Below are 19,650 nucleotides of genomic sequence, written 5' to 3' on the forward strand. Positions count from 1 at the left end.
TATCGGTAGGTAAAGGGATAGTGAAGGACTGGTCACCGTTCGCCGTTCGCCGGAGCGGTCCGCGGAGCGGGGACCGCTAGCGGGCCACGTACTGGGTGAGGATGGCCTGGACCTCGTAGATGTCGACGCCCTTGGTGAAGGTCTTGGTGATGGGGAGCTGGGCGCCGGAGACCCAGATCTTCAGCTCGGCGTCGAGGTCGAAGGTGCCGGCCGTCTCCACCGCGAAGTGCGTGATGCTGCGGTAGGGGATCGAGTGGTACTCCGTCTTCTTGCCGGTGATGCCCTGCTTGTCGACCAGGATCAGGCGGCGGTCGGTCAGCAGGATGGTGTCGCGCACCAGCAGGTAGGCGGCGTGCACCTGCTCACCCTGGCCCAGCAGCCGGGCGTAGTCCTGCGCGGCCTGCGCCGGGTCGATCGGGTGTGCGTTGCCGAAAAGAGCCATGAGAGGACCCCCCACTCGAATGTCACACGGCCTTGACCGGCTGTGTGATCTTGGCCAGATATATCTGGTGAGTGAGGGGTCCGAGAAGGGCTGTTACGCGGCTGTGTCCCCGCCGAAGCGTTCTTTGTACGTCTGCAGGTCCTCGTCCGTGAGCTTGGCGAACAGCACCGGCGGGACCGTGAAGGGCGTGCCGGCCGGGACGGAGGTCAGGGACTTCGCCTCGTCCGCCGAGACCCAGGCGGCGGTGTCGTCGGCGAGTGCGAAGGCCTGGCGCATGGCCGCCGAGGTCGCCGGGATGAAGGGCTCCGAGACCACCGCGTACAGGTGGATCAGGTTCATCGCGGTACGCAGCGTCAGGGCCGCGGCGTCCTTGTCGGTCTTGATCTCCAGCCAGGGGGCCTTCTCCTCCAGGTAGGAGTTGCCGGCCGACCACAGCGCGCGCAGCGCGGCCGCGGCCTTGCGGAACTGGAGGGCCTCCATCTGCTGCTCGTACTCCGCGAGCAGGCGGGCGATCTCCTCGCCGAGGCGGGCCTCCGCCTCGCCGGGCTCGCCGCCGGCCGGGACGTCCTCGCCGAAGCGCTTCTTGGAGAAGGACAGCACGCGGTTGACGAAGTTGCCCAGGGTGTCGGCCAGGTCCTTGTTCACCGTCGCCGTGAAGTGCTCCCAGGTGAAGGACGAGTCGTCCGACTCCGGGGCATTGGCGATCAGGAAGTAGCGCCAGTAGTCGGCGGGGAGGATGTCCAGGGCCTGGTCGGTGAAGACGCCGCGCTTCTGGCTCGTGGAGAACTTGCCGCCGTAGTACGTCAGCCAGTTGAACGCCTTGACGTAGTCGACCTTCTTCCACGGCTCGCGCACGCCCAGCTCGGTGGCCGGGAACATCACCGTGTGGAACGGGACGTTGTCCTTCGCCATGAACTCGGTGTAGCGGACGGTGTCGTCCGCCTCGTACCACCAGGACTTCCAGTCCCGGGTCTCCCCGGCGGGGGCCGCGTCCGCCCACTCCTTCGTCGCGCCGATGTACTCGATCGGGGCGTCGAACCAGACGTAGAAGACCTTGCCCTCCGCCGCCAGCTCCGGCCAGGTGTCGGCCGGGACGGGGACGCCCCAGTCCAGGTCACGGGTGATGGCGCGGTCGAGCAGGCCCTCGTTCAGCCACTTGCGGGCGATGGAGGAGGCGAGCTGGGGCCAGTCGTCCTCGTGGCGGGCGACCCACTCCTCGACCTCGTGCTGGAGCTTGGACTGCAGGAGGAAGAGGTGCTTGGTCTCGCGGACCTCCAGGTCGGTGGAGCCGGAGATCGCCGAGCGCGGGTCGATCAGGTCGGTGGGGTCCAGGACGCGGGTGCAGTTCTCGCACTGGTCGCCGCGGGCCTTGTCGTAGCCGCAGTGGGGGCAGGTGCCCTCGACGTAGCGGTCCGGGAGGAAGCGGCCGTCGGTGGGGCTGTACACCTGGCGGATGGCGCGCTCTTCGATGAAGCCGTTCTCGTTCAGGCGGCGGGCGAAGTGCTGGGTGATCTCCACGTTCTGCGGGCTGGAGCTGCGGCCGAAGTAGTCGAAGGCCAGCGCGAAGCCGTCGTAGACCGCCTTCTGCGCGTCGTGCGCCTGCGCGCAGAACTCGGCCACCGGCAGGCCCTGCTCCTTCGCGGCCAGTTCGGCGGGGGTGCCGTGCTCGTCGGTGGCGCAGATGTACAGGACGTCGTGGCCGCGCTGGCGGAGGTACCGGGCGTACACGTCCGCCGGGAGCATGGACCCCACCATGTTGCCCAGGTGCTTGATCCCGTTGATGTAGGGAAGGGCGCTGGTGATGAGGTGTCGAGCCATGGTTTGGCTGCTCCCGGGTCGGTTGTTTTTCGAACCTTGAAATCTTAGCCGACACGGGTGGGCCGCCCGCTTCCCGTTTTGAGGGGTGGGAAGGGGGCGGCCGTCGTCTTTTCGGGTTCGGTTTCTTCGGTTTCGGCTTCGGTTACGGCTTCCAGTTCGCGAGTACGCCGGTGTAGAGCTCGGTGTCGGTGAGCTCGCGGGGGGTGGGGCCCGCGTGGAAGAAGGACGTGTTGCCGGTCTTCAGTTTGCGGAGGTAGTCGAAGGCCTTGTTGTCGTGCTCCCCGAAGGCGACGAAGGCGAAGTGGATGTGGGGGTGGTTCTTCGCGGCGTCGGTGAGGGCCTGGGTGGCGGGGGTCTTCGCGTCCGGGGCGCCGTCGGTCTGGAAGATCACGAGGGCGGGGGTGGCGGGGGTGGCGGGGGTGTCCGGGGTGCCGGAGGTGTCAACGGTGTCGGCGGTCGTCTTCTGGTGGTGGGTGACGACTTCCTCCACCGCTACGTGGTAGCTGGTGCGGCCCATGCGGCCCAGGGCCGCGTGCAGCTCGTCGATCTTGTTCTCGTGGTCGGTGAGGGTGAGTTCGCCGGTGCCGTCGAGTTCGGTGGAGAAGAAGGTGACGTGGACCGTGGCCTCGGGGTCGAGGTGGGCGGCGAGGGCGAGGGTCTGCTCGGCGAGGGCCTGGGCGGAGCCGTCCTTGTAGTACGGGCGCATGGAGGCGGAGCGGTCGAGGACGAGGTGGACCTTGGCTCGGGTGCCGGTGAGGTTGTTCTTCTTGAGGGTGGTGGTGGCTGCCTTGTAGGCGGTGGCCAGGCTGGGGGCGGTGGTCTTCAGGTGGGTGAGGGTGGTGGCGGGGGCCGGCGGGGTGGGCTCCGGTTCGGCCTCGGCTTCGCCTTCGGCCGGGTTGTTCCCACCCGCACCACCCGTGCGGGTCTCGTTGTCAGGTGCGGGTGGCCCCTGTGGGGCGTCCTCGCCGTCGGCGGCCGCGGGCTCCTCCGCCACCTGCTCCGACTCCGCGACCGGCTCCGCCGCTACGACTGGCTTGGGCTCCTCGTCTGCGACGGACTTCGCCGTCTCCGCCTTCGGCTCGGGCGTCTCCGCCGCTGCCTCGGGCTCAGGCTCGGTCACCGGCTCGGGCGTCTTGGTCACCGGCTCGGGCGTCTCCGCTTCCGCCACCGGCGCAGCCTCGGTCACCGGCTCGGGCGTCTCGGCTTCCGCCACCGGCTCAGCCTCGGGCGTCTCCGCTTCCGCCACCGGCTCAGCCTCGGTCACCGGCTCGGGCGCCTCCGCTTCCGCCACCGGCTCGGGCGTCTCCGCCACCGGCTCGAGCTCGATCACCACCACCGGCTTCTCCGGCTCCGGCTCCTGCTCTGCCGTCTCCGCCACCGGCTCCGGCTCCGGCTCTGCCGTCTCCGACGTGGTCGTCTGCTTCGGGACCGTGACGTTGTCGAAGGCCGCCGCTACCAGGTCGTGCTCGTCGTCCGTTGCCGGGCGGGGCTCCGGGACCTGGGTGGTGGGGGCAGCCGCCGGTGCCGGGGTCGGGGTGGGGTCGGCCGCCGGGGTCGGCGCAGGCTGCGTCGGCACGGTCGGCTTTGTCCCTTCCGCACCCTCTGCCTCGGCCGTGCGTCCCTTGCGGGAGCGGCCCAATGCGTTCCGCAGGAGAGTGAGAATGCCCATGTGCGCAACCCTTCGGATGAGTTGTAGCCCGTCAATCCCTGGCCAGGACGGACACGTAAGGTTAGCCGCCCCCGGCGATGATCTTCGGCTGCCCTCCCCCGAGTCACGTCGCTCGTGTCAACCGAGCGACCGATACCTCCAGTTCACGCGTCGTTCATCGCTCGTCCCCGCGTTCGCACAAACGCCCACCTACCGTCCGTCACGCTGGATCCAAGGGGAAGCAAGGGGAGAACAACGTGCGCATTCCGCTGCCGCTCATCAGGACGAACGGTTCCCATCCCGGCGGCCGTTCCGCCATGACCTGCCGTTTCCGGTGTGGTGACGCCTGTTTCCACGAGGTGCCCAACACCACCGCCAACCCGTACGTCGGCGACGTCATCGCCGGCGCCCTGAGCCGCCGTAGCGTGATGCGTGCCGCCGCCGTCGTGACCGCCGCGGCCGCTGCCGGTACCGCCGTCACCGTCGCTGCCGCGCCCGCCGCCGAGGCCGCACCCGCCGGCACGGGCAAGCCCGGCACCGCCAAGGGTGCCCGGGGTCTGCGCTTCACGGCCGTCGCGCCCAACACCGCCGACGCCGTCACCGTGCCCGAGGGCTACGGCCAGAACGTCGTCATCCGCTGGGGTGAGCCGATTCTGCGCGGCGCGCCCGCCTTCGACCCGGAGAAGCAGACCGCCCGGGCGCAGGCCCAGCAGTTCGGCTACAACTGCGACTACCTCGCCCTGCTGCCGCTGCCCGGCGAGTACAACCGGCAGATCCTCGTCGCCAACCACGAGTACACCGACGAGATCCTGATGTTCCGCGGCTACGACGCCGCCAACCCCACCCGCGAGCAGGTCGAGATCGCCTGGGCCGCGCACGGGCTGTCCGCCGTCGTGGTGGAGGGGAACAAGAAGAACGGGCAGCTCAAGCCCGTTCCCCGGCACCCCCTCAACCGGCGGATCACCGCCACCACCGAGGTCCGGATCACCGGCCCCGCCGCCGGGTCCGACCTGCTGAAGACCTCCGCCGACCCGTCCGGCACCAAGGTCCTGGGCACCCTCAACAACTGCGCCGGCGGCACCACCCCGTGGGGCACCACGCTGCACGGCGAGGAGAACTTCAACCAGTACTTCGCCAACAGCAGCCGGGCCACCGACAAGCGGTACGGCATCGGCACCGGCGCCACCGAGCGCAAGTGGGAACTGTTCGACAAGCGCTTCGACGTGGCCCAGGAGCCCAACGAGGTGCACCGCTTCGGCTATGTCGTCGAGCTCGACCCGTACGACCCGCACTCCACGCCGCGCAAGCACACCGCGCTCGGCCGCTTCAAGCACGAGGGCGCCACCGTGCGGCTCACGCACGACGGCCGTCCCGTCGTCTACAGCGGTGACGACGAGCGGTTCGACTACTTCTACAAGTTCGTCGGCACCAAGCGGATGAAGAAGGGTGCCGGCCGCGCGGTGCGCGAGCACAATCTCTCGCTGCTCGACGAGGGAACCCTCTACGTCGCCAAGCTCACCGGTGACTCGCCCGCCATCGAGATCGACGGCACCGGCAAGCTCCCGGCCGACGGTGAGTTCGACGGCTCCGGCGAGTGGATCCCGCTGGCCACCGCCACCGCCAAGGGCGCCGTCAGCCACGTCGAGGGCATGACCGCCGAGGAGGTGTTCGTCTTCACCCGGCTCGCCGGTGACAAGGTCGGCGCCACCAAGATGGACCGGCCCGAGGACGTCGAGCCCAACCCGCACACCGGCAAGGTGTACATCGCCCTCACCAACAACTCCAACCGCGGCAAGGCCGGCTACGCCGCCGCCGACGAGGCCAACCCGCGCAACAGCAACAAGCACGGCCAGATCCTGGAGCTGACCGAGCGCTGGAACCGCGCCGACAGCACCCGGTTCGCGTGGAGCCTGTTCCTGGTCGCCGGTGACCCCAGCGACCCGGCGACCTACTTCGCGGGCTTCCCGAAGGACCAGGTCAGCCCGATCTCCTGCCCGGACAACGTCGCCTTCGACCCGTACGGCAACCTGTGGATCTCCACCGACGGCGCCCAGCTGGGCTCGCACGACGGCCTGTTCGGTGTCGCCACGCGCGGCGACCGGCGCGGTGAGCTCAAGCAGTTCCTGACCGTGCCGAAGGGCGCCGAGACCTGCGGCCCGATCGTCCAGGACCGCCGCGTCCTGGTCGCCGTGCAGCACCCGGGCGAGATCGACGGCGCGACGGTCGAGACCCCGGCCTCCACCTGGCCCGACGGGCCCGGCACCTACGTCCGCCCGTCCGTGGTGGCCGTGTGGCGCAAGGACGGCCGCGACATCGGCGTCTGACCCGCACAGGTGAGCGGGTGAGCCGGGGCCGGGCCCGGACCGGCGCGGCGGCGGCCGCGTCCGTCCGTGCCCGGCCGCTCAGCGCGGGGTGGCGATGGCTCTGGCCGCCGCCACTTCCTGCCGCAGCGGCTCCAGCACGCTGCCCGACGGTCCGGTGAGGTCGGTGCGGACCGCGTACAGCACCTCCGCCTGCCGCAGTCCCTCCGACAGCTCCTTCAGCTGCCGGGCGACCTGGACGACCTCCGCCTGCGACGGCGGCACCGCTCCGTGCTTGACCCGGACCCGGGCCGCCGTCGTCGCGTCGACGATCCGTTCCACGGCGACCACCAGCGGCCACCAGGCGGCGGCCCGGCGGCCGGTGGGCGGCGGTTCGGTCAGGGCGCGCTGGAACTCCGTACGGATGACGGACAGATCCCGGTACAGGCCGCGGCGCATCCGCGCGCGGGCCGACGGGTCGACGGCGTCCGCGCCGAAGGCGCCCTCCACATAGCGGGCGGTGGCCGCCACCGCCTCCGCGAGCCGGTCGCCGACCCGGGTGTGCCAGCTCTCCGGCCACAGCAGGTACCCGGCGACCAGCGCGATGCCGCAGCCCATCAGCGAGTCCACCAGCCGGGGCAGGAGCAGGGCGGTGCCCTGCTGGTTGAGCGTGTCGGACAGGAGCAGGATCACCGGGGTGATGGCCGCGGTCTGATAGCCGTAGCCGCGCGGCGTGAGGGCCGGGATCAGCGGGGCGAGCAGCAGCATCACCGGCACGTCCCACCAGCCCCGGGGCACCTGCGAGAGCACCGCCGCCGCGACGACCAGTCCGGCGACCGTGCCGAGCGCGCGCAGCAGGGCCCGGGAGAAGACCGAGCCGAAGTCGGGCTTCATCACGAAGGTGATGGTCAGCGCCACCCAGTAGGAGCGCGACACCGGCACGATCGACACCAGCACCTGGGCCACCCCGATGCACAGGGCGAGCCGCAGGCCGTAGCGCCAGGAGGCGGCGGACAGGGCGACGCTGCGGGCGGCGCGGGCGGCCCGGATGCCGAGGGCCGCGGGGCGGCCGAGCCGGTCGTCGATGCCGCGGGGGTCCACGTCGGGGGCGGCGACCACGTCGGCGGCATGGCGCAGGGCGTGGTCGACGGCGCGCCCGGTCTCGGTCGTCGGGACGGTGAGGCTGAGTCCTATCGGGCCGGTGAAGCCGGTCTCCACGGCCTGCGCGAGATGCCGTACCGCTTGGGAGAGTTCGGGGGGCAGGGGCCTGCCGTCCTGGTGGGCGGCGGGGGCGGCCTCCACGATGGGGATCACCGCGTTCAACTGGGCCAGCAAGCGGGTCAGTTCGGGGCTGCGGCCGTGGTGGCGGGTGCGCCGGGCGAGGACGAGGTCGTAGGACTGGTTCAGGGACTGGGTGACGGTGTGCCGCACGGCGTCGTACGACTCCGTCCGGCCCGTCGCCGCCAGCAGATCGGCGACCGTGCGGTACGTGTCCGCCACCGCCGTCCGCTCCGGCACCCCGCCGCGCAGCGGCCAGGCGAGCAGCGCCAGCAGCAGTACGAGCAGCCCGCCGCCGGTCATCAGCACCGGCGCCAGCCACCACGGGCCGGGCATCGGCAGCCCCGCCCCGACCACCGAGTTCAGCAGCAGGAGCAGCCCCGACACGGAGGCCACCGCGCCGATCGTCGAGATCATCCCGGAGACCAGCGCGACAGCCGTCACGGCGGCGACCGCCAGCCACCCGTGCCCGAACACCAGCGCGCCCAGGGTGATGCCGACGGCGCCGAAGAGCTGCGGTACGGCGATGTTGAGGAGCCGCATGCGGTAGGCGTCGGCGGTGTCCCCGATCACCCCGGACAGCGCACCCATGGAGGCGAGCGCCCCGTACGCCGGTTCGCCGGCGGCGAGTCCGACGGCGAGCGGCAGCGCCATCGCGACGGCCGCCCGTGCCACGGCCGCCCGGTTGACGGGGGCCGGCTGTGCCTGGAGGTTCCGGACCAGCCAGTCGGGAGGGGTGAGGCCGATGGGGAACTCGCGGGACATGCGCCCATTATGGGCGGACGGCGGGAATCAGCCGGGCCCGTGCGGCGTGACACCGGCGAGCACGGCCCGGTGGTCCTCAAGGACGGGGCGCCGCCGGAGACTGCCTGTACCGGGCGATCAGCCAGGTGGTGAGTGCCACCGCCAGGCCGACGGCGACCAGCAGCCAGGACACCGTGCGCAGGGTCGCGGTGAGCGCGTCGTACACCGCCTCCGCGGCCGGGCGGTGCACGGTGTCGGGCAGGTCGGCCAGGGTCAGCCGGCGGCCCAGGAAGACGGCGAGGGCGAGGAACGCGCCGCCCAGCGCGGTGCCGAGCGCGGTCGCGGTCACCGCGCGACGGCGGCAGGCGGCGACGGCGATCCCGGCGACGGCGAGCAGCGCGGCCGTGACGGGCAGCCAGAATCCGGCGATCTCCACCACGGACAACCCCCGGCGCAGCCGCTCCAGTTCACCGGCGGGGAGCACGGCGATCTCGGTGTGCTCGACCGGGATCCGGTGCGCCAGCGGCACGTGGTCGGCGGCCAGTTGCTGCTTCACCTCGGCGGCGACCGGGGCGAGATCGACCCGCACCTCGCCCTCGCCGCCGTCGCGCACGGCGTGCAGGACCGCGTCGTGGACGGCCCGGTTGCCGCTGTCCCAGGCGGCGCGGAAGGCGGCGGTGCCGGTGAAGGACCGCACCGCGTCGTGCACGAAGGGCCGCATCGGCGCCCCGGCGTCCGTCTCCCGCACGATCCCGTCACCCACCGTGTCCGCGACCGCGTCCCGCACGGCCGGGTCGGCGGCCAGCGGTGCCATGGCGGTGACGTACCGGCCGGTGTCGGCGAGCCCGTACGACACCCAGGCGGCCAGCGCGCCGAACGGCACCAGGAGGCAGGCCAGCGCGATCAGCGCGGCCGAGAGGGCGTTGTGCAGCCGGGAGGACACGCCTTCAGGCAAGCCGGACGGGGCCGGGCCCGCCAGCGGTGAGCGGCCGTCCGGCCGAGCGGTCCGACCCCTTGGGGGAACTGGGCTCCCGGCTCTCCGGTGGAGGGTTCACCCGAACGGGTGTTTCCTGGTGCTGGGGAGAAGGAGGCGATCATGCGCACCACTCCGGCCCTGCGGACCCTGGCCCTGCTCACCGGCGGCTCCCTGATCGCTGCCACAGCGGGCGCGACGGCAGCCGCGGCAGCACCGCCCAGCTACGCCGACGGACACGGCGGTGGTGGCCATGGCGGTCCGATCTGGGGCACCGTCGTTTCCCACACGAAGCTCAACGTCAGGCTGGAACCGACCGTTCACTCGCCCGTCGTGGACCGGCTCCCGCCGGGCAGCCAGGACCGCGTGGAGTGCAAGGTCCGCGGCCAGAGCGTCAACGGCAACCCGCACTGGTACTGGCTGGAGGGCGCCCAGGGCTGGGCCAGCGCCGCCTTCGTCGACACCGGCGGGGCACGGGTGCCGAACTGCGCGGACCCCTGTCCGGTATGGAAGGACGGGTCCTGGACCAACTGGGAGGACCCGTACGTCAACGACTCCTGGAGCGCGTCCGGCTCGTGGAGCGCGTCCGGCTCGTGGAGCTGGAGCGCCTCCGGATCGTCGTCCAGCGGCTGGAGCCTGCTGGGCGGCTGGTGAGGGGAAGGTGAGGGAGCGCGTGGGCCCCGGCAGCAGTGCCGGGGCCCACGCGTGGGGGTCAGCGGGGCAGTGGATTGCCCTCGCCGTCCTCGTGCGTGTAGTAGCGGTAGAAGAACACCGCGAAGACTCCCGCCGTGACCAGCAGGCTCATCGTCACGGACCTGAGGACCGTGGCGTCGGCCTGGCTGTACAGGAAGCCGAAGGCCGCGCCCGCGAAGGCGGACTTCGTCAGCGAGTGCAGCTCCCTCTTCAGCCTGGGCGCCAGCACGGCCACCGCGATGCACAGCACCATGAACGTGATCGCGGTGGTGAAGCCGAACAGGATGTTCCAGCCGGTGATCTCACCGCCGTCGCGCCGGTTGGCCGCGGCCCAGTAGCCGTAGACCAGACCGAGGACGACCGGGATGCCGAACCGCGCGAGGGTGTGGGTGCGCTCGCTGAAGACGTCGGATGTGACCGTCACCCCGGTCGTTCGCCGGCCGGGTCTGGGTGCCGCATGAGCCATGGGAGCACCTCCTCCTTGGGGTCTTGTCCGCCCCCGGCTTCCAGAGCACACCCGAGGCGGGGAGCCTGGCAACTCGAAGATGCGGTGCGTACGGCCGCGTGTTTCGCTGGCGGCATGAGCGGGCGCGGACTGAGACCGGTGAGCGGTCCCCCGGCTCGCCCCCGGAGGCTTGTGGCCACCGCGTCCCCGGACCGTATCCAGCGGCACCAGATCCTGCGGGTGGGCGGCCGGAGCGTGACCTGGGTGCCGCCGCTGCTGCTGCTCGTCGCGATCGTCGCGACCGACTGGAACACCGCCCGGGACTTCCGGATCATCTCCTGGGTGGTCCTCGTCCCGGGTATCGCCGCGGCGATCTGCGGGGTGTGGGGCACCGCCGCGTTCGCGGTGCTCACCACGACCACCTACTTCGTCGCGGACAGCACCTGGCCGCAGGAGTTCCAGGCCGGGCTCGCCGACTTCCTGCTCTGCGCGATCGGCGGCGTCCTGGCCACGCTGGCCTGCGCCGTCCGGGTGCGCGGCGAGCGGCGGATGCTGCACATGCGGGACGTCACCGACACCATCCGCCGCACCGTGCTGCGTCCGCTGCCGCCGGGCTGGGGCGGCCTGGACCACGCCGCCGTCTATCTCACGGCCGACGTCGAGGCGGCGGTGGGCGGCGACTTCTACGACATCCAGCCCGGCCCGCACGGCACCCGCGTCCTCCTCGGTGACGTCCAGGGCAAGGGGCTCGGCGCGGTGGAGGCGGCCGCGGCCCTGCTCGGCACCTTCCGCGAGTCCGCGTACCACGAGCCGGACCTCGCCACCGTCGCCGAACGCCTGGAGATCCGTATGGTCCGGCACGCCGCCCACTGCGCGGCCCTCGGCCGGGAGGACGCCGACCGCTTCGCCACCGCCGTCCTGCTGAGCTTCCCCGCCGACGACCCCGGCACCCTGGAATCGGTCGTCTTCGGCCATGACCCGCCCCTGGTCGCGGGCCCCTCGGGGGTCCGGCAACTGCCCCCGGGCGAGGCCCTTCCGCTGGGCCTGGGTGAACTGACCCGCCCCGCGGGCCCGCCCCCGGTGCTCCGCTGCGCCCTGGCCCCCGGCGAGACGGTGCTGCTGACCACCGACGGCGTCACCGAGGCCCGGGACGCCACCGGCGCCTTCTACCCGCTCGCCGACGAGGTCGCCCGCGCCGTGGCCGCCGACCCCCGCCTCACCGACCCGCACCTGCTGGTCGCCTTCGTCCGCGACGGCACCCTGCGCCACTGCGGCGGCCTGCTGGCCGATGACACCACGGTGTTCGCCGTACGACGGGCGGGGTGAAAGCCCGTTACGGTGCTGCCGTACGTGATCGACGGGGGATGGGGAGGGACCGATGCCCGGAACCGTGCTGCTGCTCGCCGCCGCCCCGGCGGGCAAGGGCTGTCTGGTGGACGCGGCGTCCGTGCTCCCCGTCCTCGCGGCGGTACCGCCCGCGGTGCTCGCGGGCACGGACACGGCGAACGTCGTCGAACTCGCCGACCCCCTCGAACCGCAGGCCGTGCTGACCCGGCTGCGCGCCGCCGCCGCGGCTCCCGGTCCGCTCACCGTGTTCCTCACCGGCCAGCTCCAACTGGACCGCCGACAACGGCTGGTGCACCTGGCGCTGGCCCGCACGACCGCGTCGACCGTGCGCTACACGGCCCTGCCCTGGCACTGGATCCGGGAGGAGCTGCGGCTGCGCGCGCCCGGCAGCACCAGCCTGGTGCTCGATCTGCACGCGGACGCGGCGGCCTGGGAGCTGCTGCGGACCCAGCCGCTGGACTGCGGGCGCACCAGCGCGGTCTACGGCCGGATCGCGCCGCCCCCGCGGCGGCGGACGGTGGCGGCACCCTCGTACATGAAGGCGGTCGCCACGATTCTGCGCAGCGGCCGGCGGCCGGAGCTGGCGCAGCTGCATCAGCAGGCGTGGGCGCGGGTGGGCCCGGAGGGGTACGGGGACCTCGTCCTCGGGGCCGTCGGCGCCCCCGCGCCGGACCCCCACTCCGTCATCACCGAGGCCGTGAACGCCGGCCGGCACGGTGACGCCGACGCGCTCGCCGCCCACCATGAGCGCAGCGCCGTGCGCGCCCACGGGCCGGGCTCGCCCGAGGCCCTGCACTGGGCCGAAGTCCGGGCCGATCTGGCGATGTTCGCCGGGGACGCCGTCCGCAGCTGCCGTGCCTGGCTCCAGGTGGCGTCCGCCCGGCTGGCCGCGGGGCAGTCGGCGGCGGACCCGGACGTCGAGTCCGCCGTGGACCGGGCCCACCACCAGTGGGGCCGCATCGACGACCCGGCGCTCGCCCGTGAACTGGGGCCCGCGCTGGCCGAGTTGCGGACCCGGGTGCCGGGACAGCGGCAGGGCGCGCTGGACCACGTCCAGCGGCAGCTGCAGCGGCTCGGCTCGTGAAGATGAACCTGAAGATGAAGTAGTCACGCCACCGACAAGAAGGACAGCGCCCCCGACACCAGGGTCCGCACCCCCGTCGGCACCGTGGCCAGGTCGGGGGCGAAGAGCGGGCTGTGGTTGCTCGGCACCGACTCCGAGCGGGCCGGCACATCGTCGCCGGGTGCCGCGTCCCAGAGCGCGGGCGGGGTGCTCGTCACGAACCAGTAGGAGTACGGCAGCTCGCCCACGGCCAGGTGCGAGAAGTCCTCGCTGCCCATCGCCGGGCCGGGGTCGAACACGGCGTCGGCGCCGAAGACCTCGCGGTGCGCCGCGGCCACCCGGTGGTCGGTGTCGGCGTCGTTGACGGTCACGGCGAACGTCCCGCTCACCGTCACCTCCGGCTCGCGCGGGCAGCCGGCGGCCAGGCACTCCCCGGCCGCCATCCGCCGGATCGCCGCGAGCATCCGGTCCCGGACGGCCTCGGACTGCGTCCGCAGATTGAGGGAGATGCGGGCGGTGGCCGGGATGACGTTGGCCGCCGTACCGGCCTCGATCCGCCCGACGGTCAGCACGGCCTGCTCCCGCGGGGCCATCTCCCGGCTGACCACGGACTGCAGGCGCGTGACGAGGAACGCGGCCGTCACCACCGGATCGACCGTCGTCTCGGGCCGCGAGCCGTGCCCGCCCCGCCCGTGCACCACGATCTCCACATCCGTCGTCGCCGACATGATCAGCCCTGGCACATGCGCGATCCCGCCCACCGGACCCGGCGCCACATGCTGGCCGAGCAGCACGTCGGGACGGGGGAACCGGTCGTAGAGCCCGTCCGCCACCATCGCCGCCGCCCCGCCGCCGTACTCCTCCGCGGGCTGCCCCACCATCAGCAGCGTCCCCGACCAGGCGTCCCGCCCCGCCGCCAGCGCCTCGGCGGCCCCGGCCAGCCAGGTGACGTGCAGGTCGTGCCCGCAGGCGTGCATCACCCCGGGCACGGTGGAGGCGTACGGCAGGCCGGTCTGTTCCTCGACGGGCAGGGCGTCCATGTCGGCGCGCAGCAGGACGGTGGGCCCCTCGCCGTTGCGCAGCAGCCCCACGACGCCGGTACGGCCGATCCCCTCGGCCGTCTCGAACCCCGCCGCGGTCAGCCGCGCCGCGAGCCGGACCGCCGTGCGGTGCTCCCGGAAGGACAGCTCCGGGTGCCGGTGCAGGTCCCGGTAGAAGTCCTCGAGGCCGGTGACGGGGAGATCGGAGGTGAGATCCAGCGCGGCACGAGCGGCGGGGGAGGTCATGGCTTCAGCCTGTCAGACCTCATGACGTCCGTCACCTGTGCGCAGCCGGGTGGTCACTCCCGGCTATGTGAGTCTGCTCCGCCGCCATCGGACACACCGCCCCCGGTTCCCGGACCGGCTCCGCGGCTCTCGCCGGACCGGCGTTCGCGGCCAGGGTCAGCGCGGCCACCGCCACCGCGGCGGCGGCGACGCCTCGGGCGTAACGCTCGGTGGTGCTGGTGCGTTCGAGCACGGCGACCTCGCAACAGCGATGTATGGACGCGATGTATTAAGCGGTTCCGGTAAGCAGGCTTAATTCCCGGTTTAACCTAGGGGCTGTCCGAGGCGAACGGCAAGGGGCACCAGGGGAGTTGGGCATGTCGGAGCGCGACGACCCGGTGACGATCGGGCGCCGGGTGCAGCAGCTGCGGGCGGAACGCGGGCTGACCCAGAAGCAGTTGGCGGAACCCGCCTACACGCCCGCCTACGTCTCCACCCTGGAGGCCGGGCGGGTGCGGGCCTCCGACGAGGCGCTGCGGCACATCGCCGAACGGCTCGGCGTGGCCTACGACGAGCTGGTCACCGGGCGCTCCGCCCGGCTCGCCACCGAGCTGCGGCTCCAGCTCACCGGCGCCCAGCGCACCCTGGCCACCGGCGCCACCGAGGCCGCCGCCGAGGCGTTCACGGCGGTGCTCGGCGAGGCGGAGACGCACGGGCTGGTCGAGGAACGGGTGGCCGCGCTGCTCGGGCTCGGCGAGTGCGGTATCGACACCGGCGACCTGGACGCCGCCCGCCGCCACTTCGAGCAGGCCGAGCAGGCGCTCGGGGCGGCCCCGCTGCCGACGCGGGTCCCGGCGCTGCGCGGACGGGCCGTCGCCCACTACCTCGCCGGGGAGCTGCGGTACGCCGTCTACCTGCTGGAGTCCACCCTCGACGAGCTGAACCGGGGCGGACTGCACGACCCCGACGCGCTGTTGCTGCTCTACGCCAGTGTCATCGGCCCGTACATGGACCTGGGCGCCCACGCGCGCGCCGCCCAGGCCGCCGAGCTGGCGCTCGCCCTGGCGCCGCGGGCCGGGGACCCGGCGCTGGTCGCCCGGATGCACCGGTCCGTGGCCCGCACCCTGCTCGCCGAGGGGCGGATCGCCGAGGCCGACGCCTCCCTGGCCAAGGCGGCCGAGCTGTACCGCGGGCTCCAGATCCGTACCGAGCTGGCGCACTGCCACTGGATGCGCGGGTACGTCTGCGCGCAGAACGGCGAGCTGGACCGGGCCGAGGCCGAGCTGCGGGAGGCGCGGGCCATGCTGTCGGCCAAGCGCGCCGCCCTCTACACCAGCCAGGTCGCCGTCGAACTGGCCGACGTCCTGCACCGGCGCGGCAAGTCCGACGAGGCCGCCGCCCTGCTCCACGAGGTGCTGGCCGACCTCAGCTCCGAACGCGGCGCCCTGCACTCCGCCGCCGCCCACCGGCTGCTCGGCATCATCGCCGAGGACGCCCGCGACACCGAGGCCGCCGAGGAGCACTACGTCCGCGCGCTCAGCCTGCTGGAGCGGGCCGGCGCGGCCGGTGACCTGGCCGACCTGTGCCGGCTGCTCGGCGACCTGCTCCGCCGTACCGGCCGGGTGGAGGCCGCCCTGGACGCGTACCGGACGGGTCTCGGGCACCGTACGGCCCCCGGCACCACCACCCTCGGACCCGCACCCGCACAGCCTCCGCTGTGACCGCGCACAGCACCTGCGGTTAGCCTGCCCGGGGCACAGGGCGAGCGGGATCTTGGGGCGGGCACGTGGCGAATCAACGGACGATGGTCTACGGCGGCCTGCGCGCCCTCGTGTACACCGTGGTCGGCGGATCCGCGCTGCTCGCCATCGCCACCGTCGCGTCCGTGCTGGGGCCCACCCTCGCGCTCGACCTGTACACGCCCGCCGTGGCCGCCTGGTGGACGGTGTTCACCGCCATCGCCGTGCAGAGCGTGCCCTTCCTGCTGCTCGGCACCGTGGTGTCGGCGGCGATCGGGGCCTTCGTGCCCGAGCGGGTCTTCACCCGGCTGCTGCCGCGCAACCCGGCGCTCGCCGTGCCGGTGGCCGGTGCGGCCGGGGTCGTGCTGCCGGGGTGCGAGTGCGCGTCCGTGCCGGTGGCCGACAGCCTGATGCGCCGGGGGGTCGCCCCCGCCGCCGCGCTCGCCTTCCTGCTCTCGGCGCCCGCGATCAACCCGGTGGTGCTCGTCGCCACCTCCGTCGCCTTCCCCGGACAGCCCGAGATGGTGCTGGGGCGGCTCGTCGCCTCGCTGGCCACGGCGGTGGTCATGGGATGGCTGTGGGTGCGCTTCGGGCGCGAGGAGTGGCTGCGGCCCGGCAAACGCCGCGGGCACGACCACGGCTCCGAGGCGGGGGCCTTCGTCGCCGGACTCCAGCACGACTTCCTGCACGCGGGCGGCTTCCTGGTGGTGGGCGCGGCGGCAGCGGCCACCTTCAGCATCGTGGTGCCCCGCTCCCTGCTGGACGTGCCCGGGTGGGCGGCCGTCCTGATGCTGGCGGTGCTGGCCGTGCTGCTGTGCGTGTGCAGCGAGGCGGACGCCTTCGTCGCCGCCTCGCTGAGCGGCTTCTCGCCGACCGCCCGGCTGGCGTTCATGGTGGTCGGCCCGATGGTCGACCTGAAGCTCATCGCGTTGCAGACGGGCACCTTCGGGCGGGCCTTCGCGATCCGATTCTCGGCGGCGACCTGGGTGGTCGCCGTGACGAGCAGTGCGCTCGTGGGGTGGTGGCTGCTGTGAGGCGGTACGGACCGGCGGTCCTGCTGCTGCTCCTCGGCGCGGCGGTGCTGCGGATCTCGCTGTTCAGCGAGGTGTATCTGCGCTACGTCCAGCCCGGGCTGCGGCCGTACCTGGTCGTGTCGGGGGCGGTGCTGGTGGTGCTGGGGCTGGTGGCGGCGGGGCGTTCCGCTGATGCGGGTCCCGGTCCCCGGGTCGCCTGGCTGCTCGCGCTGCCCGCCCTGGCCCTGCTGCTCTTCCCGCCGCCCGCCCTCGGCTCCTACAGCGCCGAGCGCGAGGCCGCCGAGCGGGCCGCCCAGGGCGTCGGGACCTTTCCCGCGCTGCCCGCCGGGGACCCGGTCGACCTGACCCTCGGGGAGTTCGCCTCCCGGGCGATCTACGACAGCGAACGGTCGCTGAAGGGCCGCACCGTCCGGCTGACCGGGTTCGTCACCCACGACGCCGACGGCACCTGGTACGTCACCCGGCTGCTGGTCTCCTGCTGTGCCGCCGACGCCACCGCCGGCAAGGTCGAGATCCGGGGCGCCGCCGCCGCGCCGGACGACACCTGGGTCACGGTCACCGGCACCTGGCACCCCGAGGGGACACTCGGCGGCGACGACGCCTGGCCGGCCGTGCTCGACGCGGAGTCGGTGCGGCGGATCGCGCAGCCGGCCAACCCCTACGAGAAGCGGTGAGCGCGTTTCGCCCCCTGGGCGCCGGGTAGTCGGGCGGAGTCCGGGGGCGGACGGCCGCAGGGCCGTCGAGCACGGGGGACGGTGTGCGTCGCGCCGACGGTGTGAGGAGGCGGTGACCGTGCGGCCCAGGGACGACCACCGCGGTGCCGCAGGCGGCGACGGCCGTCCGGCCGAGGGCAACGGCCCCGCAGAGATCCCGCGTCGGCTCTGTGCCGTCGCGCTGGAACTGCTCCCGGTGACCGGAGCCAGTGTCTCGCTGCACGACGACGAGATGCCGGTGCGGCTGTGCGCGACCGGCGCGCAGGCCGCGTATGTGACGGACCTCCAAGCCACCTTGGGCGACGGACCCTGCTCCAGCGCGGTGCGCAGCGGGCGGCCGGTGCTCGCCTCCGACCTGACGCAGGGGCAGGACGTGGACCGCTGGCCGGTCTTCGCCGAGGAGGCCACGGAGGCCGGGGTGCTGGCGGCGTACTCGCTGCCGCTCGGCGACGACGCGGTCTGCGTGGGCACGCTCGACCTGTACCGCGACACCCCCGGCGGGCTCTCCGCCACCGAGCTGCGGACGGCGCGGGCCCTGGCGGGAGCCATGACCATGGCGGTGATGGCGCTGTCCCGGGACAGCGGCGACGGCGAGGGCTGGGAGGGCGGGGCGGACGGTCAGGGGCGGTCCGGCTGGCTGGACGGGCTGGCGCCCGACCACGACGGCATCTACCAGGCCATCGGCATGGTGATGGCCCAGCTCGGCGTCGGCGCCCACGAGGCCGTGGCCCGACTGCGCGGCCACGCCTTCGCCCGAGGGCGCACGGTGGCGGACGTGGCCCGCGACGTGGTGAGCCACCGGCTGCGGTTCTCCCCGGGCGCCTAGTCGCCCTCCACCGCCGACAGCCACAGCTTCACGTACCGCTCGACGTCGACGTCCAACGCCACGTCCACCAGCCGCTGTTCCCGCTCCCCGTCGTGGATCTCCGCCTCGCCGGGACGCGCGCGGCGGTCCACGATCGTCTGGCCCCGGGTCGGGCCCGGCGCCAACGAGACCTCCACCGGGAGGAGTTCGGTGGTGATGCCGGCCGGGTCGACGACCGCGCATACCGCGCCCGCGTCACCGAGACCGCCGGACGGCGTGGGGTCGCCCGACAGGGCCGGGTCGCGGTGGGCGAGGAGTTCCCCGGCCAGCCGCAGCCGCGGCTGCGCACTCGCCCGCAGCCGCTCCACGTCCCCCGCCGGGACCAGCACCCGCTGGAACACGTCGAGGCCGTACATCGTGATCGGCACCCCCGCGGTGAGCAGCACCGCCGCCGCCTCGGGGTCGTGCCACACGTTGAACTCGGCGACGGGTGTGGCGTTCCCGGTCGCCACCGCCCCGCCCATGAACACGATCCGCTCGATGTTCCGCACCACCTCGGGGTGCGTACGCAGCAACAGGGCGATGTTCGTCAGCGGCGCGGTCGGAATCAGCGTCACCGGCCGGGGCGACGCCAGGATCTCGCGGCGCAGCAGCGTCACCGCGTCCACGTCCACCGGCCGCCGGGTCGGCGCGGGCAGGCCCAGGTCGCCCATCCCGTCCTGGCCGTGGACGTGGCGCGCCGTGCGCACCGGCTCGATCAGCGGCCGCTCGGCACCCCGCGCGACCGGGATGTCCCCGGCACCGGCGTGCTCCAGCACCGTCAGCGTGTTGCGGACGACACCCTCGACGTCGGTGTTCCCCGCCACGCAGGTCACCGCCCGCACATCGAGGCCCGGATGCCGTACGGCGAACAGCAGGGCCAGGGCGTCGTCGACACCGGTGTCGCAGTCGATGACCACCGGAATGGGCTGACCGGTCACGGGCGCTCCCTCATCGTCGGTCCCTACCCGACCGACCTTAGAGCCTGCCGCCCGGATCATCCCGCCGCCCCGAACTCCGGCACGCGCGACCGGCCGAGAGGTGCCGCACCTCGCGACCGGGCCGATCGGGGCGACGGGGCCCGGAGCGTGGGGCACGCCCCGGCCGGGGGGCGCCCCGGACCCGATACGGACGCCAGGATCCGGAGCCTGGAGCACGGCCCCCCGGCGGGTGCTCCGGGCCGATCCGGGCGAGGGGGTCCGGAGGCTGGAGCGCGCCCCCGGCCGGGTGCTCCGGGCCGATCCGGGCGAGGGTCGGAGGCTGGGACGTGCCCCTCGGCCGGGTGCCCCGCTCGCCCGGACGGT

At 73.3% G+C, this 19,650-nt stretch carries 17 protein-coding genes; 8 read left to right on the plus strand and 9 right to left on the minus strand.

Features of this window, described 5'->3' with window-relative positions; all coding sequences use genetic code 11:
- Positions 1–76 precede the first annotated feature (76 nt).
- The 3 genes from ACWD11_RS08450 to ACWD11_RS08460 all read right to left on the minus strand — a co-directional run bounded on the left by ACWD11_RS08450 (position 77) and on the right by ACWD11_RS08460 (position 3,929).
- A complete protein-coding gene (locus ACWD11_RS08450; protein WP_250077801.1) occupies positions 77–442 on the minus strand; it encodes a PH domain-containing protein in 366 nt (121 codons plus the stop codon).
- A 93-nt stretch (positions 443–535) separates the two neighbouring features.
- A complete protein-coding gene (gene metG, locus ACWD11_RS08455; RefSeq protein ID WP_451282041.1) occupies positions 536–2,260 on the minus strand; it encodes a methionine--tRNA ligase in 1,725 nt (574 codons plus the stop codon).
- A 142-nt stretch (positions 2,261–2,402) separates the two neighbouring features.
- Positions 2,403–3,929 carry a VWA domain-containing protein gene (locus ACWD11_RS08460; RefSeq protein WP_451282043.1) on the minus strand — a complete coding sequence of 509 codons (1,527 nt, stop codon included), beginning with the start codon at positions 3,927–3,929 and terminating at the stop codon, positions 2,403–2,405.
- A 236-nt stretch (positions 3,930–4,165) separates the two neighbouring features.
- Between ACWD11_RS08460 and ACWD11_RS08465 the strand changes: the two genes are divergently transcribed.
- A complete protein-coding gene (locus tag ACWD11_RS08465; RefSeq protein WP_451282045.1) occupies positions 4,166–6,232 on the plus strand; it encodes a PhoX family protein in 2,067 nt (688 codons plus the stop codon).
- 78 nt (positions 6,233–6,310) lie between these two features.
- On the opposite strand, the gene ACWD11_RS08470 is transcribed toward ACWD11_RS08465, so the two are convergent.
- Together ACWD11_RS08470 and ACWD11_RS08475 are read right to left on the minus strand one after the other, a co-directional pair.
- Positions 6,311–8,251 (minus strand): FUSC family protein, encoded by a 1,941-nt coding sequence (locus tag ACWD11_RS08470; RefSeq protein WP_451282047.1) that lies wholly within the window; start codon positions 8,249–8,251, stop codon positions 6,311–6,313.
- Between the two features lie 76 nt (positions 8,252–8,327).
- Positions 8,328–9,173, minus strand: a complete 846-nt coding sequence (locus ACWD11_RS08475; protein WP_451282049.1) for a hypothetical protein — start codon at positions 9,171–9,173, stop codon at positions 8,328–8,330.
- 153 nt (positions 9,174–9,326) lie between these two features.
- Between ACWD11_RS08475 and ACWD11_RS08480 the strand changes: the two genes are divergently transcribed.
- On the plus strand, positions 9,327–9,857 hold the full coding sequence (locus tag ACWD11_RS08480; RefSeq protein WP_451282051.1) for an SH3 domain-containing protein: 531 nt from the start codon (positions 9,327–9,329) through the stop codon (positions 9,855–9,857).
- Between the two features lie 58 nt (positions 9,858–9,915).
- Here ACWD11_RS08480 and ACWD11_RS08485 read toward each other — a convergent pair whose 3' ends face one another.
- A complete protein-coding gene (locus ACWD11_RS08485; RefSeq protein ID WP_451282053.1) occupies positions 9,916–10,362 on the minus strand; it encodes a hypothetical protein in 447 nt (148 codons plus the stop codon).
- Positions 10,363–10,476: 114 nt separating this feature from the next.
- Between ACWD11_RS08485 and ACWD11_RS08490 the strand changes: the two genes are divergently transcribed.
- Positions 10,477–11,667, plus strand: a complete 1,191-nt coding sequence (locus ACWD11_RS08490) for a PP2C family protein-serine/threonine phosphatase (protein WP_389416730.1) — start codon at positions 10,477–10,479, stop codon at positions 11,665–11,667.
- 52 nt (positions 11,668–11,719) lie between these two features.
- The gene (locus tag ACWD11_RS08495) at positions 11,720–12,772 is read left to right on the plus strand and encodes a hypothetical protein (RefSeq protein ID WP_389416731.1); all 1,053 of its coding nucleotides are present in this window, start codon (positions 11,720–11,722) and stop codon (positions 12,770–12,772) included.
- Between the two features lie 23 nt (positions 12,773–12,795).
- Here ACWD11_RS08495 and ACWD11_RS08500 read toward each other — a convergent pair whose 3' ends face one another.
- Together ACWD11_RS08500 and ACWD11_RS08505 are read right to left on the minus strand one after the other, a co-directional pair.
- Complete coding sequence (locus tag ACWD11_RS08500; RefSeq protein WP_389416732.1) at positions 12,796–14,037, minus strand: amidohydrolase; 1,242 nt, start codon at positions 14,035–14,037, stop codon at positions 12,796–12,798.
- Positions 14,038–14,068: 31 nt separating this feature from the next.
- Positions 14,069–14,269 carry a hypothetical protein gene (locus tag ACWD11_RS08505; RefSeq protein WP_451282056.1) on the minus strand — a complete coding sequence of 67 codons (201 nt, stop codon included), beginning with the start codon at positions 14,267–14,269 and terminating at the stop codon, positions 14,069–14,071.
- Between the two features lie 124 nt (positions 14,270–14,393).
- On the opposite strand from ACWD11_RS08505, the gene ACWD11_RS08510 reads away from it, so the two are divergent.
- The 4 genes from ACWD11_RS08510 to ACWD11_RS08525 all read left to right on the plus strand — a co-directional run bounded on the left by ACWD11_RS08510 (position 14,394) and on the right by ACWD11_RS08525 (position 18,328).
- Complete coding sequence (locus ACWD11_RS08510; RefSeq protein ID WP_451282057.1) at positions 14,394–15,737, plus strand: tetratricopeptide repeat protein; 1,344 nt, start codon at positions 14,394–14,396, stop codon at positions 15,735–15,737.
- Between the two features lie 83 nt (positions 15,738–15,820).
- Positions 15,821–16,789, plus strand: coding sequence for a permease (locus ACWD11_RS08515; RefSeq protein WP_451282317.1), 969 nt, complete (start codon positions 15,821–15,823; stop codon positions 16,787–16,789).
- Positions 16,786–17,463, plus strand: a complete 678-nt coding sequence (locus ACWD11_RS08520) for a TIGR03943 family putative permease subunit (protein ID WP_451282059.1) — start codon at positions 16,786–16,788, stop codon at positions 17,461–17,463. Before ACWD11_RS08515 ends, ACWD11_RS08520 begins: the two co-directional genes overlap by 4 nt.
- Before the next feature lie 112 nt (positions 17,464–17,575).
- Complete coding sequence (locus ACWD11_RS08525; protein ID WP_389416736.1) at positions 17,576–18,328, plus strand: GAF and ANTAR domain-containing protein; 753 nt, start codon at positions 17,576–17,578, stop codon at positions 18,326–18,328.
- Here ACWD11_RS08525 and ACWD11_RS08530 read toward each other — a convergent pair.
- A complete protein-coding gene (locus ACWD11_RS08530) occupies positions 18,325–19,287 on the minus strand; it encodes a nucleoside hydrolase (RefSeq protein ID WP_389416737.1) in 963 nt (320 codons plus the stop codon). The two genes, ACWD11_RS08525 and ACWD11_RS08530, sit on opposite strands and share 4 nt — an antisense overlap.
- Between the last annotated feature and the right edge of the window lie 363 nt (positions 19,288–19,650).

The sequence above is a fragment of the Streptomyces sp. NPDC002776 genome, from assembly GCF_053592195.1.